This is a genomic window from Sanguibacter inulinus, assembly GCF_013415325.1.
Taxonomy (GTDB): domain Bacteria; phylum Actinomycetota; class Actinomycetes; order Actinomycetales; family Cellulomonadaceae; genus Sanguibacter; species Sanguibacter inulinus.
This window is the reverse complement of the sequence record NZ_JACBYE010000006.1, coordinates 1-17,224: the sequence shown is the minus strand read 5'-3', so window position 1 is coordinate 17,224 and position 17,224 is coordinate 1. Positions and strand designations below refer to the sequence as shown.

The following is a 17,224-nucleotide window of genomic DNA, read 5'->3' as shown; positions in this document are numbered from 1 at the left end:
TGGCCGCACGACCGCACGACCGCACGACCGCCTGGCTGCCTGCCCGGCGGTAATGCGGTCGCGGCGGTTGCGGCGGCGGGTGCGCGGGGCGAGCATGACCGCATGGACCACCTCGACGACCAGCGCCCGCCGTCAGGCGGACCGAGCGGCCCGCAGCTGCGGATCCTCAGCTACAACATCAAGAGCTTGCAGATGGACGCGACCGCCGTCCGTGACGTCATCCGCGAGAGCGACCCCGACGTCGTCGCGATCCAGGAGCCCTGCCGCTACCTGACCGGCGGGCGGCGCCGGATGCGAGCCCTTGCTGCGGCGACGGGGACCGTCTGCGTGATCCCCGGAGGCAGCCCCTTCGGTGCCTACACGACGGCGCTCCTCGTGGCCCGCCGGCACGAGGGTGCTGTCGTCCGTCGCCGCGGCCGACCGCTCAGCTGGCGGTGGTGGCGCCGGCGCGACCTGCGGGCGTGGCCGACCCGGCGGGGGAGCGCTCTCGTCGACCTCGGCGACGTCGTCGTGGTCTCGGTCCACCTCGGGCTCGACGCCCGCGAGCGCCTGGACCACTGCGCCGAGGTCGCGCGACTCGTCGAGCGTGCTGGGGCGGCACGGTGCGTGGTCGCCGGGGACCTCAACGAAGAACCGGGGGGACCGGCGTGGCAGGCCCTCGGCACGCTGCTGCACGACGCCGTGCCCGAGGCGCCCGGCCTCACCTTCGCGGCGCCCAAGCCGCGCCGGCGGATCGACGGGGTGCTCATCGGGGACGGCTTCGAGGTGATCTCGTCGAGGGTCCTGCGCACGCCTGCGGCGCTGCGGGGGAGCGACCACCTGCCGCTGCTCGTCGACGTCGCGCGCCGGGTCTGAGGGACTGGGGCCTGAGGGTCGCCCCGCCGCGCTGAGCTCCGCACCGACGGGCCGCGGGCTGACGCGCCCCTCGTGCACAGGTGTTCCGGGTGCGCGGCGCGACGGCGCGTCCGACCATGAGGCATGGCTGATCACCCCGACACCCCGTCCCCCGACCACCTGCCACCCGAGGGCGTCGACGACGCGACGGTCGAGGCCGTCGGCGGCGTGACCGCGGCGCTCGAGGTCGTCGAGCAGGCGCGCGGCATGCTCTACGCCTTCCACAGGCTCACAGGGCGCGCCGACAACGAGCTCGCCGAGGCCCTCGACAAGCTCGAAGAGGCCGGTCACAAGGAGCTCGCCGACGAGGTCCGGGCCGACCTGGTGGGCCTCAACGTGCTGCAGGGCCGCTGGACCTTCCAGGTCGTCGAAGACTACGACGACGGCTACTGGACGCGGTTCCGCGGCTGGGAGAAGACCGTCCGCGACAGGCTCCTCGGCGGCCGGAGGCACGTCTACGAGGCTGGTCTGAAAGAGCAGAACCGCACCCCGGGCCGTGAGGGGCACGAGGCGCGTCCGCCGGGCTGAGGATCAGCCACCGCGCGGTGCGCACCGGTTTGTCAGGGGTGCTCTGCGCCGCGCACCATGGAGAGATGACTCCCTCCAGACCGCGCGCGTCTCGCCCCAGGGCCCTGGTATCCGTCGTGCTCGCGGGTGCGGTGGTCCTCTCGGTCTCCGCGTGCGGCGACGACCAGCAGGCCGGGGGCTCGGACGAGGCGTTCTGCGCCGACTACGCGCAGTTCAGCCAGGCTGAGTTCCTCGACGGGGTCGACACGACCGACGTCGCGTCCGTCCTCACGGCCCTCGACACGATGGTGCAGGACGCCAAGCAGATCCAGCCCCCGGACGAGATCTCCGCAGCGTGGACGACCGTGTTCCAGGCGAGCGAAGACCAGGTCCAGGTGATGCGCGGCGTCGACTGGTCCTCCGAGGCGGCGCAGCAGGAGTACTTCGCGTCGGTCGAGGGCTTCAGGTCCGACGAGCTCGACGCGGCGACGGCCGAGGTCGAGGGCTACGTGGCCGAGCACTGCGCGTCCTGAGCGACCGGGTGAGATCCGCAGCGGATGGGGACTAGTGCCCCGATTCTGAGTTGCGGCTGTGAGTGACGCCCCCTGACTATGGACGCATGACTACACGCCGGTACACCAAGAACCTGTTCGCGACCTCCACGGCCGCCGTCCTCGCCCTCGGCCTCGTCGCCGGGTGCAGCAGCGACGGGTCCCTCGAGGACTACTGCAAGGAGGGCGAGGCGCTCTCCTCCGGCGACTTCGCCCAGGACATCGACCCCAACGACCCCGACGCGATGAAGGCTGCCTTCGACGACATCGTCACGAAGGTCAAGGACATCGACGCCCCGGACGAGATCAAGGACGACTGGAACGTCCTCGTCGAGTCCGTCGAGAAGCTGAACGACGGCATGAAGGACCTCGACCTCACCAACGCCGACGACCAGGCCAAGTTCATGGAGCTCACGACCGAGCTCAACTCCGACGAGGTCACCGCAGCGAGCGACCGCGTCACCACCTTCAACGACGAGAACTGCGAGGCCTGATCCTCCAGGTCCCGGCGTGACCGACTGACAGAGGGCGGCTCCCCGACAGGGGAGCCGCCCTCTGCGCGTCTGCCGGCCGCGACGCGCTCGGGTGGTCGGCTCCGATGAGGAATCATTGCTGCCATGAGCCCGACCACGCACAGCGCCCCCGGCCCCTCGACCGACCCGGCCCTCGTCGCCCTCCTCAGGGCCGACCTGCAGGCCAGCGGGTTCACTGTCGAGGGCGTCGAGGACGCGCTCGGCCCTGTCGCCGCAGCGGCCCTGCACCGTGAGCAGGCGCTGCCGGCGCTCCGGGCGACCGCCGTCGCCGCCTCGGCCGGCACCAGCCCGGCCGCTGCGACCGCGTCTTCTCCGTCGGCCGCCGGCGCAGAGCCTGAGCAGCGTTCTGCGGTCTTCACGCTGACGCGGCTCTTCGTGCTCGGGCGCGAGGTCCCGGCACGTGACCTCGACGCCGCGCTCCCGGCCCTGGGGTCGCCAGGTGCGCAGGAGCTCGGCCTCGTCGCCCTCGACGACCCCAGCGACCTCACCGCTACCGGGCCTGTCGTCCGCCCGCTCGTCGACCTCCGGCCGTACTCCGCGCACGACGCCCGTGGCCCTGTCGACTGGTGGCTCGCCTCAGACCTCGGCGAGCTCGCCACGAGCACCCGGCTCTCGGGCGACCACGTCCTCGGTGCGGGTGGTGCGTCGATCACCCTCGCCCAGGTGACAGGCCGGTCGCCGCGAGCCCGGGTCCTCGACCTCGGCACAGGCTGCGGCATCCAGGCGCTGCACGCGACGCGTCACGCCCAGACCGTCGTCGCGACGGACATCTCCGAGCGGGCGCTGCGCTTCGCGGCCTTCAACGCCGCCCTCGACGGGGCTGAGCTCGACCTGCGGCTCGGGTCGATGCTCGACCCCGTCGCAGGCGAAGAGTTCGACCTCGTCGTCTCGAACCCGCCCTTCGTCATCACCCCGCGCACAGTGCCCGCTGAGCCCGCTGAGTCCGCTCGTGACGCAGCCGACCGGGCAGCAGGTCCTGGCGAGATCCCGACGTACGAGTACCGGGACGGCGGACGCTCGGGCGACGACCTCGTGCGCGACCTCGTCACCGGGGTCGGAGCGGTCCTGGCCCCCGGCGGGATCGCGCAGATGCTCGGCAACTGGGAGCACCGCGCCGGGGAGGCGTGGACCGAGCGGGTCGGACGCTGGCTCGACGAGTCTGGCCTGGACGGCTGGGTGGTCCAGCGCGAGGTCCTGGACCCGGCCGAGTACGCCGAGACCTGGATCCGCGACGGTGGCACGACCCCCGAGCGCGAGCCCGAGGCGTGGGCGAGCGCCTACGGAGCCTGGCTCGACGACTTCGCGTCCCGCGACGTCGAGGCCATCGGCTTCGGGTTCTTCGTGCTGCGCAAGCCGCTGCCGGGGGAGGACGTGACGCTGCGGCGTCTCGAAGAGCACACAGGATCGGTCCGCCAGCCTCTCGGCACGCACCTCGAGGCGAGCCTCGCCGCGCACCTCTGGCTCGAGACCCTCGACGACGAGGCCCTCGCGCAGCAGAGGCTCGTGGTCGCGGCCGACGTGACCGAAGAGCGCTTCTACACCCCGGGCGCCGCCGACCCGAACATCGTCATCGTGCGCCAGGGCGACGGGCTCGGCCGGGGCGTGCACGCGTCGACCTCGCTCTCGGCCCTGGTCGGGGCGTGCGACGGCGAGCTCTCCGTCGGGCAGATCGTCGCGGCGATCGCGTCGATCTTCGAGGTGTCCGGCGCGGAGCTGGCCGCCGAGCTGCTGCCTGCGGTCCGCAACCTCGTCCGGGACGGGTTCCTGGTCCGAGACGCGGGGTGACGTCCGGCCGTCCGCGGCAACCTGACCGGCGGACGGGCCGGCGCAGGTTGACAGGCGGACGGGCGGTCGCAGCCTGACAGCCGGACGGACGGGCGGTCGCAGCCTGCCGGCCACCCGACCTCTAGCCGATCCTCGGCAACCTGACCTCGAAGGTCGCCCCGCGGTGTGCTTCCCCCGTGCCGCGGGGACCGGTCCCGGGGCCGCCTCCGAGCGGCTGCGCCGGGCTGTGCGCCGTGAGCGTGCCGCCGTGCTCCTGCACGATCGCCTGGGCGATCGCGAGGCCGAGCCCTGTCGAACCGCCGACGCGGTTGCGGGCCGAGTCGCCGCGGCTGAACCTCTGGAACAGCGACGGCAGCAGCGCCGGAGCGATGCCCGGGCCGTCGTCGGTCACGCTCACGACCACAGTCCCGGGCTCGGCCCGCAGCCCGAGGACCACCCGGGTCCCGGGAGGAGTGTGGACCCGGGCGTTGCTGAGCAGGTTGACGAAGACCTGCCGCAGCCGCGCCTCGTCTCCGCGGACGACGACGTCGGGGGCCGGCGCGTCGTCGTCCGCGGAGTCAGTGCTGCCTGGGCTCTCTGGGCTCTCAGGGCTCTCAGCGCTCAGCAGGTCCAGCTCCCACACGTGGTCGTGGCTGGCCGCGTGGGCGTCGGCGAGCGCGTCGACGGCGAGCAGCGTGAGGTCGACCTCCTCGCGCTCGAGCGGACGGCCGGCGTCCAGCCGGGCGAGCAGCAGCAGGTCTTCGACGAGTGCGCCCATGCGCAGCGCCTCCGACTCGATCCGGTCGAGCGCGTGCAGCGTGTCGACGGGGACGTCGTCGGGCGACCGTCGGACGAGCTCGGCGTAACCGCGGATCGAGGCGAGCGGGGTCCGCAGCTCGTGGCTCGCGTCGGCGACGAACTGGCGGACCTGCGTCTCGGACTCGTGCCGGGCCGCGAGCGACGACTCGACGTGCCCGAGCATCCTGTTGAGCGCGGCCCCCACGGTCCCGACCTCGGTCCGCTCGTCGGTGTCCTGCGGGTCCACGCCGTGGATCTGCTCGACCTCGCCCCTGTCGAGCTGGAGCTCGGAGACCCGCAGCGCGGCCCCCGCGACGCGTTCGAGGGGGCGCAGCGCCCGCCGGACCAGGACTGTCGCGGCCGCAGCGGCGAGCAGCACGGCGAGGACGATGAGCGCGACCTCGACCGCGACGTAGGAGCGCAACGGGTCGTCGGCAGGCGCTGTCGAGACCGCGGTGACCACGGTGTCCCCAGAGGGTGTGGTGGTCGAGATCGCGAGGAAGCTGCCGAGGTCGCCGAGGTCGACCTCGTGGATGCGGCCGTCGGTGGCGAGGGCCTCGAGGGTCGCGAGGGCGTCGGTCCCCACGAGCGAGCGGAAGTCCCCGCTCTCGTCCACGTACCCGGCGTGCACGACCGTGCTCCCCGAGAGCAGGACGTCGATGTCACCAGCCCCCTGGCCGGGGACCTGGTACGGGGTGGGGGCCTGTCCGGGGTCGGCCGTCGAGCAGCCCGTGCCGTCAGGGCACCCGGAGGCCGGTGGGGTCGACGAGCCGCCGAGGTCTTTGAGCGGCCTGTCGACGGCACGCGAGCTCGCCTGCCGGAGGTCGTCCTGGATCTGCCCGACCAGCTCGCTGCGCAAGGAGAGCGTCGACACCACCGCGAGGATCGAGCAGATGAGCAGCACGAGACCGATGAGCAGCGCGACGAGCTGGCGGCGCAGCGTCCACGGGCGTCGCGGGCTCTGCGCACGACCTCGGCCGTCGGCGGCGGGCACCGCGCTCACGCAGCCGGCCCGGCGCCCACGGCGGTGGTCGACACCTGCGCAGCAGAGACTGCGGGCTTGAGCACGTACCCGACCCCGCGCAGCGTGTGGATCATCGGTTCGCGGCCGGCGTCGATCTTGCGCCGCAGGTAGGAGATGTACAGCTCGACGATGTTCGCCTGCCCGCCGAAGTCGTACTGCCAGACCCTGTCGAGGATCTGCGCCTTCGACATCACCCGACGCGCGTTGCGCATGAGGTAGCGGAGCAGCTCGAACTCTGTCGCGGTCAGGTGCACGTCGTCGCCACCCCGGCTCACCTCGTGCGAGTCCTCGTCGAGGGTCAGGTCGCCGACCACCAGCAGCGCCTCGTCGCGAGCGGCGCTCGCCCCGGCCCGGCGCAGCAGCCCGCGGAGGCGCGCGACGACCTCTTCGAGGCTGAAGGGCTTGGTCACGTAGTCGTCGCCCCCGGCGGTGAGCCCGGCGACGCGGTCTTCGACGGAGTCGCGTGCGGTGAGGAACAGGACCGGCACACCGTCCTGCTGCTGGCGGATCCTGCGCAGCACCTCGATGCCGTCGATGTCGCCCAGCATGATGTCCAGGACGATCACGTCAGGCTGCGTCTCCCGTGCCAGGCGCACCGCGGACTGGCCGTCGAGAGCCGTCGAGACGTCCCAGCCCTCGTAGCGCAGCGCCGAGGTGAGGAGCTCGGCGAGGTTGGGCTCGTCGTCGACGACGAGCACCCGCAGAGGGCTGCCGTCGGCGCGGGTGAGGCGAGGCAGGGCGGCGCGGGCGGAGGTGTCGGAGAAGGCCATGGCTCCATGGTGCTCCGGCTGGCCCCAGGGTGTCCTGAGCCCGGGCTATGAGTTTCCTGTGAGGGTGCACGCCGAGGACACCCGACCGGCACCGGTGTGCGCGACTCGTCGACACGGTCTTCCCAGGACGGTCACAGGGGGTGGACTACCGTTGGACGGTGAACTCTGACCGACGACCCGGTGTGCTGCCGGCTGCGGGTGCCTCGGGCGCCGCACGCCGTGGGCGGCCCGCGCCGTCGACCCGCGCCACCCAGGTCCTCCCGACGGGCCCTGCAGGTCCTCGTGGACCTGTCGGCCCTGCGAGCACCGTGACCCCGGCAGGCTCGCCGGCGGCCCGTCCCCGGGCGGGCGGTCACCGCCCGCCGAGCGCACCACGAGGCGCAGACCTCTGGACGGGCGTCCCCGTCCGCACCCGCCTCCTCGCGGTGCTCGTGGCCGTCGCCGCGGCTGTCGGCATCGTGGTCGTGTGGGAGGTCTTCGTCGCCACCCGAACGGGTCAGGTGATCGAGGACTACGCCTACGACGGTGCCCTCACAGGTCGCACCCGTCTGTGGACCGTCGCCGAACCTGTCCTCGGCGTCGTCTCGGTGAGCTTCGTGGTCCTGGGCACCCTCGCCGCGATCCTCGTGGCGCTGGTCCGCAGGCGCTGGCTGCTCGCCGTCCAGGCCCTCGTCCTCGTCGGCGGGGCGAACCTCACCACGCAGGTGCTGAAGAAGATCGTCCTCGAACGACCTGTCTTCGACTCCGAGATGTGGTGGACCAACTCTCTGCCGAGTGGGCACACCACCGTCGCGGCCTCCGTCTCGGTCGCGCTCCTGCTCACGGTCCCGCGCCTCGCGCGGCCGTGGGTCGCGCTCTTCGGGGCCGGGTACACCGCGGCGACGGGGATCTCCACGCTCGTGGGTCAGTGGCACAGGCCGAGCGACGTGGTCGCCGCCGTCCTCGTCGTGCTGTTCTGGGGAGCCCTCGCCTGCGCGCTGACCACCCGCGACGCCCAGGACCCCGGCCCCGCCGACGACCGCCCGCGCAAGATCTCCGCCCCGAAGGGCTCGTCGTCCGCCTGGGTCCTCGCGATCCTCGGGGTGGCCGGGACCGGTGCCGCGGGGGTCGCGCTCTGGGCTCTCCAGCAGACGGCGACCGTCGTCGACGGGAGCGGCCAGCCCTTCACCTCCCAGACCGAGCTGGTCGCCTACGCCGGTGGCGCGGCCGGTGTCGTCGCTGCCACGGCTGTCTCCTTCGGCCTCCTCCTGGCCCTCCGCCAGACCGTCGCGAGGCCCCGTTCGACGGCCTCCCGCAGCGGCCAGGTGTGACGACTGGAGCCCGGAGGCCGTAGGCTGCCGAGTTGAACGCCTGTCCAGGTCTCGCACCACCTCTCGTCACGGAAGCAGGGCGCTGAATGTCCGCTGGTCGCAAGCTCGTCATCGTGGAGTCGCCCGCCAAGGCACGCACGATCGCCGGTTACCTCGGCGACGACTACGAGGTCGAGGCGAGCGTCGGGCACATCAGGGACCTGCCCCAGCCCTCCGAGATGCCGGCCGACATGAAGAAGGGCCCCTTCGGCAAGTTCGCCGTCAACGTCGACGGCGGGTTCGAGCCGTACTACGAGGTCTACGCCGACAAGAAGAAGAAGGTCGCCGAGCTCAAGCGGGCGCTGAAGAACGCCGACGAGCTCTACCTCGCGACCGACGAGGACCGCGAGGGCGAGGCCATCGCGTGGCACCTGCTCCAGGAGCTCAAGCCGAAGGTCCCCGTGCACCGCATGGTGTTCCACGAGATCACCCGCGAGGCCATCCAGCGAGCGCTCGAGAACACCCGCGAGATCGACGGCCGCATGGTCGACGCGCAGGAGACCCGCCGCATCCTCGACCGTCTCTACGGCTACGAGGTCTCGCCGGTCCTGTGGCGCAAGGTCCGTCAAGGCCTCTCGGCCGGGCGCGTGCAGTCTGTCGCGACCCGTCTCGTGGTCGAGCGCGAGCGCGAGCGCATGGCCTTCGTCACCGCGAACTACTGGGACGTCTCGGGTGACTTCACCACGCAGGACGGCCCCGACGCGGGCGAGTGGTTCTCCGCGAAGCTCGTCCAGGTGGACGGCTCGCGCGTGGCCTCGGGCCGCGACTTCACCGACGCCGGGACGCTCAAGAACGCCAAGGGCGTCGTGCACCTCGACGAGCAGGCGGCCCACGCCCTGGTGACCGCCCTCGCCGACCAGCCGGCCGTGGTCCGCAGCCTCGAGACGAAGCCGTACACGCGCCGTCCGGCAGCCCCCTTCACCACGTCGACCCTCCAGCAGGAGGCGTCGCGCAAGCTCCGCATGTCCTCGCGGCAGGCGATGCGCACGGCGCAGACCCTGTACGAGAACGGCTACATCACCTACATGCGTACGGACTCCCCGTCGCTGTCCACCCAGGCGACCGACGCCGCGCGCCGCCAGGCCGCAGAGCTCTACGGGCCCGAGTACGTGCCGTCCTCGCCGCGCGTCTACGCCTCGAAGTCCAAGGGTGCGCAGGAGGCCCACGAGGCCATCCGCCCTGCCGGTGACTCCTTCCGGACCCCGGCTCAGGTGTCCCGTGAGATCAGCGGCGACCAGTTCAAGCTGTACGAGCTCATCTGGAAGCGCACAGTCGCCTCGCAGATGGGCGACGCCCGCGGGTCGACAGCCTCGGTCCGCCTCGGTGTCGCCGGCACCCTCCCGGCGGGAGCGCCGACGATCGGCGACGCCGGCCCCGGTGCCCAGGCCGATGCGGTCTTCGCGGCCTCGGGCACGGTCATCACCTTCCGCGGCTTCCTCGCCGCCTACGAGGAGGGCCGCGACTCCGAGCGCTACGACTCGGCCGACGGCGCCGAGAACCCGAAGAAGGCCGAGGGCGACGCCCGTCTGCCGCAGATGGCCGAGGGTGACGCGATGACGTCGCGCGAGCTCTCCGCCGACGGGCACTCGACCTCCGCGCCGCCGCGCTTCACCGAGGCGAGCCTGGTCAAGGCGCTCGAGGAGCGCGGCATCGGCCGACCCTCGACCTACGCCTCGACCATCTCGACCATCCAGGACCGCGGCTACGTGCTGAGCCGTGGCCAGGCCCTCGTGCCCAGCTGGCTCGCCTTCGCGGTGATCCGGCTGCTCGAGGAGCACTTCGGGCAGCTCATCGACTACGACTTCACGGCCGAGATGGAGGCCGACCTCGACGCGATCGCCGCGGGCGACAAGGAGCGGGTCGCCTGGCTGACCCAGTTCTACTTCGGTGACGACACCGAAGGCTCGGACGAGGGTCTGCGCCAGCTGGTCGAAGACCTCGGCGACATCGACGCCCGCGAGATCAACTCGGTCCCGATCGGCGAGGGCATCACGCTGCGCGTCGGACGCTACGGGCCCTACATCGAAGACACCGCGGCCGAGGTGGCCGAGGGCGAGAACCCGCCGCGCGCCTCCGTCCCCGACGAGGTCGCCCCTGACGAGCTCACGGTCGCCAAGGCGCGCGAGCTCCTCGAGACCCAGGGCGACGGCGACATCGTGCTCGGCGTGGACCCGTCCACGCAGACGACGATCATCGCGAAGGCGGGCCGTTACGGCCCTTACGTGACCGAGGTGCTGCCCGAGCCTGAGTTCGACGAGGGTCTGTCTGCCGCAGCGCTCAAGCGTGCCAAGGCTGCTCTGCCGAAGCCGCGCACGGCGTCCTTGCTCAAGACCCAGTCGCTCCAGACGATCACCCTCGACGACGCGCTCCAGCTGCTCTCGCTGCCGCGCGTGGTCGGGGTCGACCCGGAGACGGGCACCGAGATCACCGCGCAGAACGGCCGCTACGGTCCGTACCTCAAGCGCGGCACGGACTCCCGGACGCTCCCGAGCGAAGAGGCCATGTTCACGGTCACCCTCGCCGAGGCCCTCGAGATCTACGCCCAGCCCAAGCGCGGGCGCGGGGCCACGGCTGCGCCGCCGCTCAAGGAGCTCGGCGAAGACCCGACCTCGCAGAAGCCGATCGTCGTCAAGGACGGCCGCTTCGGTGCCTACGTGACCGACGGGACGACCAACCGGACGCTCCCGAAGGACATCACCATCGAGGCGATCACCCACGAGCAGGCCGTCGAGCTGCTCGCGGAGAAGCGGGCGAAGGGACCGGTCAAGAAGACCACCCGGGCCACCGCCGCCAAGAAGACCCCGGCGAAGAAGACCCCCGCCAAGGCGACGGCTGCGAAGTCGACGGCCACCAAGGCGACCACGGCGAAGAAGGCCCCGGCCAAGAAGGCACCCGCCAAGAAGGCCGCCCCGGAGGCCTGACCGACGGTGGGACGAGCCCCGACGACCTGCTGGTCGCCGGGGCTCGTCGCCTCAGGCGCGGGTCGCGCGTCGTGACGTCCCCTCGACCGCAGCGGCTCCCTGTGGGGTTGACCTGCCGAGCGAGGGCTGGGCGAAGACGACGCGGCGCTGGAGCTCGTAGCTCGCGACGAAGAGCACGGCCTCGGTGAGCACCTTCGCGGGGAGCAGGGCCAGCCCGGCTGAGGTGAGGGCCAGCAGCAGGGCGTAGTTCGCAGCGAGCAGCAGCCCGACGACGGCGGAGTACCGGACCGCCGCCGAGCCGACAGGTCTCTCCCGGGCCGACTCGAAGACGAGCCGGCGGTTGGTGACGAAGTTGACCGTCGAGCTCACGGCACGTGCGCCGAGCACGGCACCGAGCAACGAGCCCGTGAGCGCGTGCAGGACCAGCAGCACCAGGGTGTCGGTGAGGAACGCCGCGAAGGAGGCGAGCATGAACCTCAGCAACGGTGCGTAGATCCGTGCCGAGTCGACGACGGGCCTGAAGTGGGACGACGCGTTGTCGTCGAGGTAGATCGTCGCGATCTCGACCTCCTCGACGGCCCTCCCCGTGGCCGAGGCGCGCAGCAGCAGGTTGAGCTCGTACTCGTACCTGTCCCCGTCGACGGTCAGCAACCACGGCAGCATCGCGGCCGGGTAGCCGCGCAGCCCGGTCTGGGTGTCGTGGACGTCGAGGCCCGTGGAGAGGCGGAACATCGCCCGGGTCAGGCTGTTGCCGACCCGGCTCCGCAGCGGGACATCACCGAGGAACCGGCGTGAGCCGAGGACCATCGCGGCCTCGGAGGTGTACAGCCTGTCGGCGACACGCAGCACGTCGACCACGCTGTGCTGGCCGTCGCAGTCTGCGCAGACCACATCGTGCCCCGGGAAGGCCGAGACGACACAGGCGAACCCCGTCTTCAGCGCCGCGCCCTTGCCGCGGTTGGTCGGGTGCGTCAGCACGAGAGCCCCGGCGGACTGCGCCGCGGCGAAGACCGGCGCGAAGGCCGGTCCGGAGCCGTCGTCGACCACGACGACGTGCAGCGCAGGGTCGGCTGCCCGGAGCGAGGAGACGAGGTCGACGAGCGGGGCTGCCGGCTCGTAGGCGGGGACCAGCACGATCACGGCCCTCACCCGCCGATGTACAAGATGTCGGAGGTGCCACGCTCTTGATCCTTGCCGAGCGGGTCGTTGACGAGCTCGCCACCGAAGACCATCGTCGAGGACCCGCCGCCGTCGAGGTTGTAGGCGGTCGTCGCGCCGAGCCCCTGCATGATCTCGGCGAGACCCGTCATGGTGACGCCGGCGCTGTACCCGGGGCTGCGGCCGTCGACCACCACGAAGACGAGGTGGTTGTCGTCGATCACGCCGACCGCAGTACGGGGCTGCTCGCCCTGGATCGAGTGGTTGCCGAAGTTCGTGTCCACCTCGACGTCGTCGATCCCGTCGAGGACCTGCCCGTCCTCGAGCAGCGCAGGGCCGAAGGACAGGGTGTTCCACACGCCGTCGGCGACGAGCTGGTCGGCCGTCGTCGCGGTCTCGTCGTAGACCTCGACGTGGCCGTCGGTGTAGAAGGCCAGTCCCTGGCGGGCGCCCTCGTCGCGGTAGACGACCCCGTTGCGGATGACGATCCCGGTGTCCCGGAAGCCGTAGTAGTCGCCGTTGATCGCGAAGACGGCGTCGTTGTCGGCGGCGATGTCCGAGGTCGTCTCGGTGATGTTCTCGCCGAAGGCGTCCTGCGCGAAGGCAGAGCGCAAGACCGTCGCGTCGGTGAGGGTCACGTCGGCGACGTAGTAGGTGACGGTGTCGTCGCCCGTCCCCGTCGTGACCGTCGAGACGGAGATGTCGGCGTCGTCGGAGGTGTAGGTGGTGTCGGTGAGGACACCAGAGGTGTCGGACTCTGCGGTGTCCGCGGTCGTGGCCGCCGTCCCGGACGCGGCGGCCTGGCTGGCCTCGTAGGCGGAGACGTCGGAGATCTCGACGTGCTCGACGACGTACCTGTCGAGGGCCCAGGCCGTGCCGCCCGCGACGGGCAGGGCGACGGCGAGGACCCCGGCGAGGACCGCGCGCCGGACGCGGCGCGGTCTGCGTGGAGCTTCGGGGGTGCGGGTCGGCTGGTTCATGGTGCAGGTGTACCGAGGGGGTCTGTGCAGCAGGTATGTGCCCGCTGAGGTGCTCCCGTGGCTCGTCGAGCACCGTCTGGTGCCACTCGGCTAGCGTGGGCGCATGACTCTCAGCGTCGAACCGTCAGACACCACGACCATCTCCCTCACCGACGCCGTGCCCTCCCCGGCCGACGCGCCCGCCGTCCGGTGGGGCATCCTCGGGGCCGGTGGCATCGCCGCCGCCTTCGCCCGTGCCGTCACGCAGGACACAGCCTCGACAGTCGTCGCCGTGGGCTCGCGCGACGAGGCCAAGGCCCGCGCCTTCGCCGACGAGCACCTCGGCGACGACGCCGCGCAGGCGCACGTCCACGACTCCTACGAGGCGCTCGTCGCCGACCCCGACGTCGACGTCGTGTACGTCGCGACCCCGCACTCCCACCACCGTGACCACGCGCTCCTCGCGATCGGCGCGGGCAAGCACGTCCTCGTCGAGAAGGCCTTCACGCAGTCGGCCGCCGAGGCCGACGAGGTGCTCGCCGCCGCGAAGGCCCAGGGTGTCCTGGTCATGGAGGCCATGTGGACCCGGTTCTTGCCGCACGTCGCCGCGATCCACGAGATCGTCGAGCGAGGCGACATCGGCCGTGTGGTCACCGTGGTCGCCGACCACGGCCAGTACTTCGACGTGCCCCCCGAGCACAGGCTCGTCAACCCTGAGCTCGCCGGCGGCGCGCTCCTCGACCTCGGGGTCTACCCGGTGTCCTTCGCGCACGACATCCTCGGTGCACCGTCGTCGGTCACGGCTGTCGGCCAGCTGACGGAGACCGGCGTCGACGGTCAGGTGAGCATCGTCTTCGACTACGAGAGCGGCCAGCAGGCGCTCCTGCACACGACCCTGTGGTCGGCGACCCCGACCACGGCGAGCATCTCCGGCACGGAGGGTCGAATCGAGATCGACGGCGCCTTCTACACGCCGACGTCGTTCCGGGTGACGCGCCGCGACGGCACCACCCGCTCCTACTCGACGCCGCAGGTGCAGGGGCTGGCCTTCGAGGCGGCCGAGGTCGCCCGGCTCGTGTCGGAGGGCAAGACCGAGTCCGACCGCATGTCGTGGCAGGGCACGCTCGACGTGATGAACGCGCTCGACGAGATCCGCCGCCAGGTCGGCGTGGTCTACCCGGGCGAGGAGCGGGGCGTATGAGCGACGCCGCCGTGGGGTCGACCCCCGCGGTCGACGACCCGCGTCTGGCCCCGGCGCTGCGCTGGGGTGTGCTCGGTGCTGGCTGGATCGGCGGTTCCTTCGCCGACGCCGTCCGCGACCACACGAGCGGGTCCGTCGTGGCAGCCGGTTCCCGTGACGCGGCGAAGGCCGCCGCCTTCGCGTCCGAGCACGGGATCGAGCGGTCCTACGGCTCCTACGACGAGCTCGTCGCCGACCCTGACGTCGACGCCGTGTACGTCGCGACGCCGCACTCGCACCACCACGAGCACGCGCTCCTCGCGATCGCGGCCGGCAAGCACGTGCTCGTCGAGAAGGCCTTCACGCGGAACGCGGCCGAGGCGCGCGAGGTCGTCGCGGCGGCCCGGGCCGCCGGGGTGTTCTGCATGGAGGCGATGATGACGCGGCACCTGCCGCACACGGCGATGCTCCGCGAGATCGTCCAGCGCGGCGACATCGGGACGGTCCGTGAGGTCCGCGCAGGCTTCGACGTCACGGTGCCCTACGACCCGGCGCACAGGATGTTCGACCCGGCCCTGGCCGGGGGAGCCCTGCTCGACCTGGGCATCTACCCGTTGTCCTTCGCGGTCGACCTGCTCGGCACCCCGGACGAGGTCCGCGCGACAGGTCTGCTGGCGCCGACGGGGGTCGACGCTCAGGAGACGATCGTGCTGCGCTACGGGCAGGAAGCACTGGCGATCCTCACGACCTCGGTCCGGACCACAGCGCCCGGGACGGCGACGATCGTCGGCTCGGAGGGGCGGATCGAGATCGACGAGCGGTACCTCGTGCCGACGACCTTCCGGGTCGAGAACGCCCAGGGTGTCACCGAGTACGACGGTCGGCTGCGCGACGCCGACGGCGCGCTCGTGGACGAGGGCAAGCAGTACGAGGCCGCCGAGGTGGCCCGGTGCGTGGCGGCCGGGCTCACGGAGAGCCCGCGCATGACGCTCGACCAGACCGTCGAGCTCATGGAGATCATGGACGACGTCCGCGCCCAGCTCGGGGTCGTGTACCCGGGCGAGGTCTCGGCAGGGCGACGGGTGGTCGCCACGACCTGACCGACCGGTGGGAACCCACGGCCTGACCGACCGCTCAGGCCGTGGGTTCCCCGGCGTCCTGCTCGCTGGTCTGGGCTCCGGCCTGCTCGTCCGGGACGGCGACGACGTAGCTCTTGCCGTCGGCGCCGACCACCCGGGTGAGGGTGGTCCGCAGCGCACGGTCCCTGCTGCGCTCCGCCTCCGTGGCGGGGCGCAGCGGCGCCGTCGAGTCGCCGACCTGGGCCGGCCCGAAGATGGGCAGCAGGCCCTCGGTGATCCGCAGCCCGCCCGAGCGGCCGTCGGCGTGGTCCGCGGCGTGCTCGGTGCGTCCAGGAGCGTCATGGTCCGTGGCGTCCCTGGAGGTCGTGCCGTCACCTGCGTGCGGCTCGAGCGCTTCTCGCTGGGCACGGGCTGCAGCGCGGCGACGTCCGAAGATCACGGCTCTCCTTCGTTCTCGGCGCGCTGACCGCACGTCGACTCTTGGTGCACCAAACATTGGTGTACCAAGCATAGCGCCTCTGTGCGTACGATGACCGGATGAGTGCGACCCCCGCGACCGACCCGCTGGCCCTCGAGAGCCAGGTCTGCTTCGCGCTCTCGGCAGCGGCGCGGGCGATGGTCGCCGTCTACAGGCCGATCCTCGAGCCGCTCAACCTCACGCACCCCCAGTACCTCGTCATGCTCGCGCTGTGGCAGCACGGCGACCTGTCGATGACGAGCATCGCCTCGCTCGTCCACCTCGACCCGGGGACCCTCACACCGTTGGTCAAGCGTCTCGAGGCCACCGGGTACGTGGCGCGCGCCCGCGGCGCCGACGACGCCCGGGTCATGGTGGTCTCGCTGACCCCTGAGGGAGCAGCGCTGCGCTCCGTCGCCGAGGGCATCCCCGAGCAGGTCGTCCGGCGGACCGGGCTCACCCTCGACGAGCTGAGCGACGTCAGACGGTCCGTCGCCCGGGTCGTCGAGGCCGGTCGAGACGCCGGGGTCCTCTGAGCTACGAGGCCTGACGGGCCTCGGTCCTCACGGCCTGCGGTCGACGAGGGTCAGCGACCCGTCGGCGTTGACCTGCACGGCGACGGCGTCGACACCCGAGGCGTGCGCGTCTGCGTCGAGCTCGTCGAGGGTGTGCGTGCCCGCGACCGCGAGCGTCGCGCAGCCGGCCGCCCGGCCCGAGGCGAGCCCGGCGGGGGCGTCCTCGACCACGAGGCAGCGCTCGGGCGCGAAGCCGAGCAGCTCGGCGCCACGCCGGAACGGCTCGGGGTCGGGCTTCCCGCGGGTGATGTCGTCGGCCGTGACGACCACCTCGGGTGCGCCGATCCCGGTGGCCGCGATGCGCACGGCGGCGAGGTCACGGGTGCACGAGGTGACGATCGCGTGCCTGTCGCGGGGGAGCGAGGCCAGCAGCTCTGCGGCCCCGGGCAGCACGCGGACGCCGTCTGTGTCAGACAGCTCGATCTCGGTCACCCGGGCCAGTGCCGCCTCGACCTGCTCGGGCGCGACGAGGCGCTCGACGAGCGAGCGCGCGGGGGTCCCGTGCGCGATCCGGAAGTCCTCGCCGAAGCCGTGCTCGCGGGCCCACAGGGCCCAGCTGCGGTCGACGGCCTCGATCGAGGAGATGAGCGTCCCGTCCATGTCGAAGAGGATGGCGTCGAAGGTGCGGTCGGCGAAGGCCAGTCCTGGAGAGAGCATGCCCCCGAGACTACAAGCGCCGACGGACCGGGTGCCGGGGCTGTGGGT

The 17,224-nt window shown here is 72.1% G+C and carries 16 protein-coding genes; 10 read left to right on the top strand and 6 right to left on the bottom strand.

Annotation, left to right across the window (positions count from 1 at the left end; genetic code table 11):
- Positions 1 to 102: 102 nt before the first annotated feature.
- From HZZ10_RS03870 to HZZ10_RS03850, 5 genes are all read left to right on the top strand, one after another.
- Entirely contained in the window at positions 103 to 855 is a 753-nt protein-coding gene (locus tag HZZ10_RS03870) for an endonuclease/exonuclease/phosphatase family protein (protein WP_179912485.1), read from the top strand.
- Positions 856 to 978: 123 nt separating this feature from the next.
- Positions 979 to 1,422, top strand: a complete 444-nt coding sequence (locus tag HZZ10_RS03865) for a hypothetical protein (protein WP_179912484.1) — start codon at positions 979 to 981, stop codon at positions 1,420 to 1,422.
- Between the two features lie 65 nt (positions 1,423 to 1,487).
- Positions 1,488 to 1,934 (top strand): hypothetical protein, encoded by a 447-nt coding sequence (locus tag HZZ10_RS03860; protein WP_179912483.1) that lies wholly within the window; start codon positions 1,488 to 1,490, stop codon positions 1,932 to 1,934.
- An 86-nt stretch (positions 1,935 to 2,020) separates the two neighbouring features.
- Entirely contained in the window at positions 2,021 to 2,446 is a 426-nt protein-coding gene (locus HZZ10_RS03855; RefSeq protein WP_179912482.1) for a hypothetical protein, read from the top strand.
- Between the two features lie 123 nt (positions 2,447 to 2,569).
- Entirely contained in the window at positions 2,570 to 4,270 is a 1,701-nt protein-coding gene (locus tag HZZ10_RS03850; protein WP_179912481.1) for a DUF7059 domain-containing protein, read from the top strand.
- A gap of 121 nt (positions 4,271 to 4,391) precedes the next feature.
- Here the strand turns inward: HZZ10_RS03850 and HZZ10_RS03845 are convergent, their stop codons facing one another.
- Positions 4,392 to 6,050 (bottom strand): sensor histidine kinase, encoded by a 1,659-nt coding sequence (locus HZZ10_RS03845; protein ID WP_308507478.1) that lies wholly within the window; start codon positions 6,048 to 6,050, stop codon positions 4,392 to 4,394.
- The gene (locus tag HZZ10_RS03840) at positions 6,047 to 6,841 is read right to left on the bottom strand and encodes a response regulator transcription factor (RefSeq protein ID WP_179912480.1); all 795 of its coding nucleotides are present in this window, start codon (positions 6,839 to 6,841) and stop codon (positions 6,047 to 6,049) included. The genes HZZ10_RS03845 and HZZ10_RS03840 overlap by 4 nt, the downstream gene beginning before the upstream one ends.
- Before the next feature lie 158 nt (positions 6,842 to 6,999).
- Between HZZ10_RS03840 and HZZ10_RS03835 the strand changes: the two genes are divergently transcribed.
- Together HZZ10_RS03835 and topA are read left to right on the top strand one after the other, a co-directional pair.
- A complete protein-coding gene (locus HZZ10_RS03835; protein ID WP_308507477.1) occupies positions 7,000 to 8,151 on the top strand; it encodes a phosphatase PAP2 family protein in 1,152 nt (383 codons plus the stop codon).
- 86 nt (positions 8,152 to 8,237) lie between these two features.
- The gene (gene topA / locus HZZ10_RS03830) at positions 8,238 to 11,111 is read left to right on the top strand and encodes a type I DNA topoisomerase (RefSeq protein ID WP_179912479.1); all 2,874 of its coding nucleotides are present in this window, start codon (positions 8,238 to 8,240) and stop codon (positions 11,109 to 11,111) included.
- Positions 11,112 to 11,162: 51 nt separating this feature from the next.
- Here the strand turns inward: topA and HZZ10_RS03825 are convergent, their stop codons facing one another.
- Complete coding sequence (locus tag HZZ10_RS03825) at positions 11,163 to 12,260, bottom strand: glycosyltransferase (protein WP_308507476.1); 1,098 nt, start codon at positions 12,258 to 12,260, stop codon at positions 11,163 to 11,165.
- Entirely contained in the window at positions 12,257 to 13,249 is a 993-nt protein-coding gene (locus tag HZZ10_RS03820; protein ID WP_179912478.1) for a phosphodiester glycosidase family protein, read from the bottom strand. Before HZZ10_RS03820 ends, HZZ10_RS03825 begins: the two co-directional genes overlap by 4 nt.
- A gap of 103 nt (positions 13,250 to 13,352) precedes the next feature.
- On the opposite strand from HZZ10_RS03820, the gene HZZ10_RS03815 reads away from it, so the two are divergent.
- Together HZZ10_RS03815 and HZZ10_RS03810 are read left to right on the top strand one after the other, a co-directional pair.
- Positions 13,353 to 14,429 carry a Gfo/Idh/MocA family protein gene (locus tag HZZ10_RS03815; RefSeq protein ID WP_179912477.1) on the top strand — a complete coding sequence of 359 codons (1,077 nt, stop codon included), beginning with the start codon at positions 13,353 to 13,355 and terminating at the stop codon, positions 14,427 to 14,429.
- Positions 14,426 to 15,508 (top strand): Gfo/Idh/MocA family protein, encoded by a 1,083-nt coding sequence (locus tag HZZ10_RS03810; RefSeq protein ID WP_179912476.1) that lies wholly within the window; start codon positions 14,426 to 14,428, stop codon positions 15,506 to 15,508. Before HZZ10_RS03815 ends, HZZ10_RS03810 begins: the two co-directional genes overlap by 4 nt.
- A 34-nt stretch (positions 15,509 to 15,542) precedes the next feature.
- Here the strand turns inward: HZZ10_RS03810 and HZZ10_RS03805 are convergent, their stop codons facing one another.
- Positions 15,543 to 15,926 carry a hypothetical protein gene (locus HZZ10_RS03805; RefSeq protein ID WP_179912475.1) on the bottom strand — a complete coding sequence of 128 codons (384 nt, stop codon included), beginning with the start codon at positions 15,924 to 15,926 and terminating at the stop codon, positions 15,543 to 15,545.
- A gap of 98 nt (positions 15,927 to 16,024) precedes the next feature.
- On the opposite strand from HZZ10_RS03805, the gene HZZ10_RS03800 reads away from it, so the two are divergent.
- Positions 16,025 to 16,480: a MarR family winged helix-turn-helix transcriptional regulator gene (locus HZZ10_RS03800; RefSeq protein WP_179912474.1), complete on the top strand. Its 456-nt coding sequence runs from the start codon at positions 16,025 to 16,027 to the stop codon at positions 16,478 to 16,480.
- Between the two features lie 27 nt (positions 16,481 to 16,507).
- On the opposite strand, the gene HZZ10_RS03795 is transcribed toward HZZ10_RS03800, so the two are convergent.
- Positions 16,508 to 17,176: an HAD-IA family hydrolase gene (locus HZZ10_RS03795; protein WP_056127894.1), complete on the bottom strand. Its 669-nt coding sequence runs from the start codon at positions 17,174 to 17,176 to the stop codon at positions 16,508 to 16,510.
- Positions 17,177 to 17,224: the final 48 nt, after the last annotated feature.

What these genes read in the sequence shown, in the direction of transcription:
- HZZ10_RS03870 (WP_179912485.1), top strand. Translation starts at nt 103, where the DNA reads ATGGACCACCTCGACGACCAGCGCCCGCCGTCAGGCGGACCGAGCGGC.
- HZZ10_RS03865 (WP_179912484.1), top strand. Translation starts at nt 979, where the DNA reads ATGGCTGATCACCCCGACACCCCGTCCCCCGACCACCTGCCACCCGAG.
- HZZ10_RS03860 (WP_179912483.1), top strand. Translation starts at nt 1,488, where the DNA reads ATGACTCCCTCCAGACCGCGCGCGTCTCGCCCCAGGGCCCTGGTATCC.
- HZZ10_RS03855 (WP_179912482.1), top strand. Translation starts at nt 2,021, where the DNA reads ATGACTACACGCCGGTACACCAAGAACCTGTTCGCGACCTCCACGGCC.
- HZZ10_RS03850 (WP_179912481.1), top strand. Translation starts at nt 2,570, where the DNA reads ATGAGCCCGACCACGCACAGCGCCCCCGGCCCCTCGACCGACCCGGCC.
- HZZ10_RS03840 (WP_179912480.1), bottom strand. Translation starts at nt 6,841, where the DNA reads ATGGCCTTCTCCGACACCTCCGCCCGCGCCGCCCTGCCTCGCCTCACC.
- topA (WP_179912479.1), top strand. Translation starts at nt 8,238, where the DNA reads ATGTCCGCTGGTCGCAAGCTCGTCATCGTGGAGTCGCCCGCCAAGGCA.
- HZZ10_RS03820 (WP_179912478.1), bottom strand. Translation starts at nt 13,249, where the DNA reads ATGAACCAGCCGACCCGCACCCCCGAAGCTCCACGCAGACCGCGCCGC.
- HZZ10_RS03815 (WP_179912477.1), top strand. Translation starts at nt 13,353, where the DNA reads ATGACTCTCAGCGTCGAACCGTCAGACACCACGACCATCTCCCTCACC.
- HZZ10_RS03810 (WP_179912476.1), top strand. Translation starts at nt 14,426, where the DNA reads ATGAGCGACGCCGCCGTGGGGTCGACCCCCGCGGTCGACGACCCGCGT.
- HZZ10_RS03800 (WP_179912474.1), top strand. Translation starts at nt 16,025, where the DNA reads ATGAGTGCGACCCCCGCGACCGACCCGCTGGCCCTCGAGAGCCAGGTC.
- HZZ10_RS03795 (WP_056127894.1), bottom strand. Translation starts at nt 17,176, where the DNA reads ATGCTCTCTCCAGGACTGGCCTTCGCCGACCGCACCTTCGACGCCATC.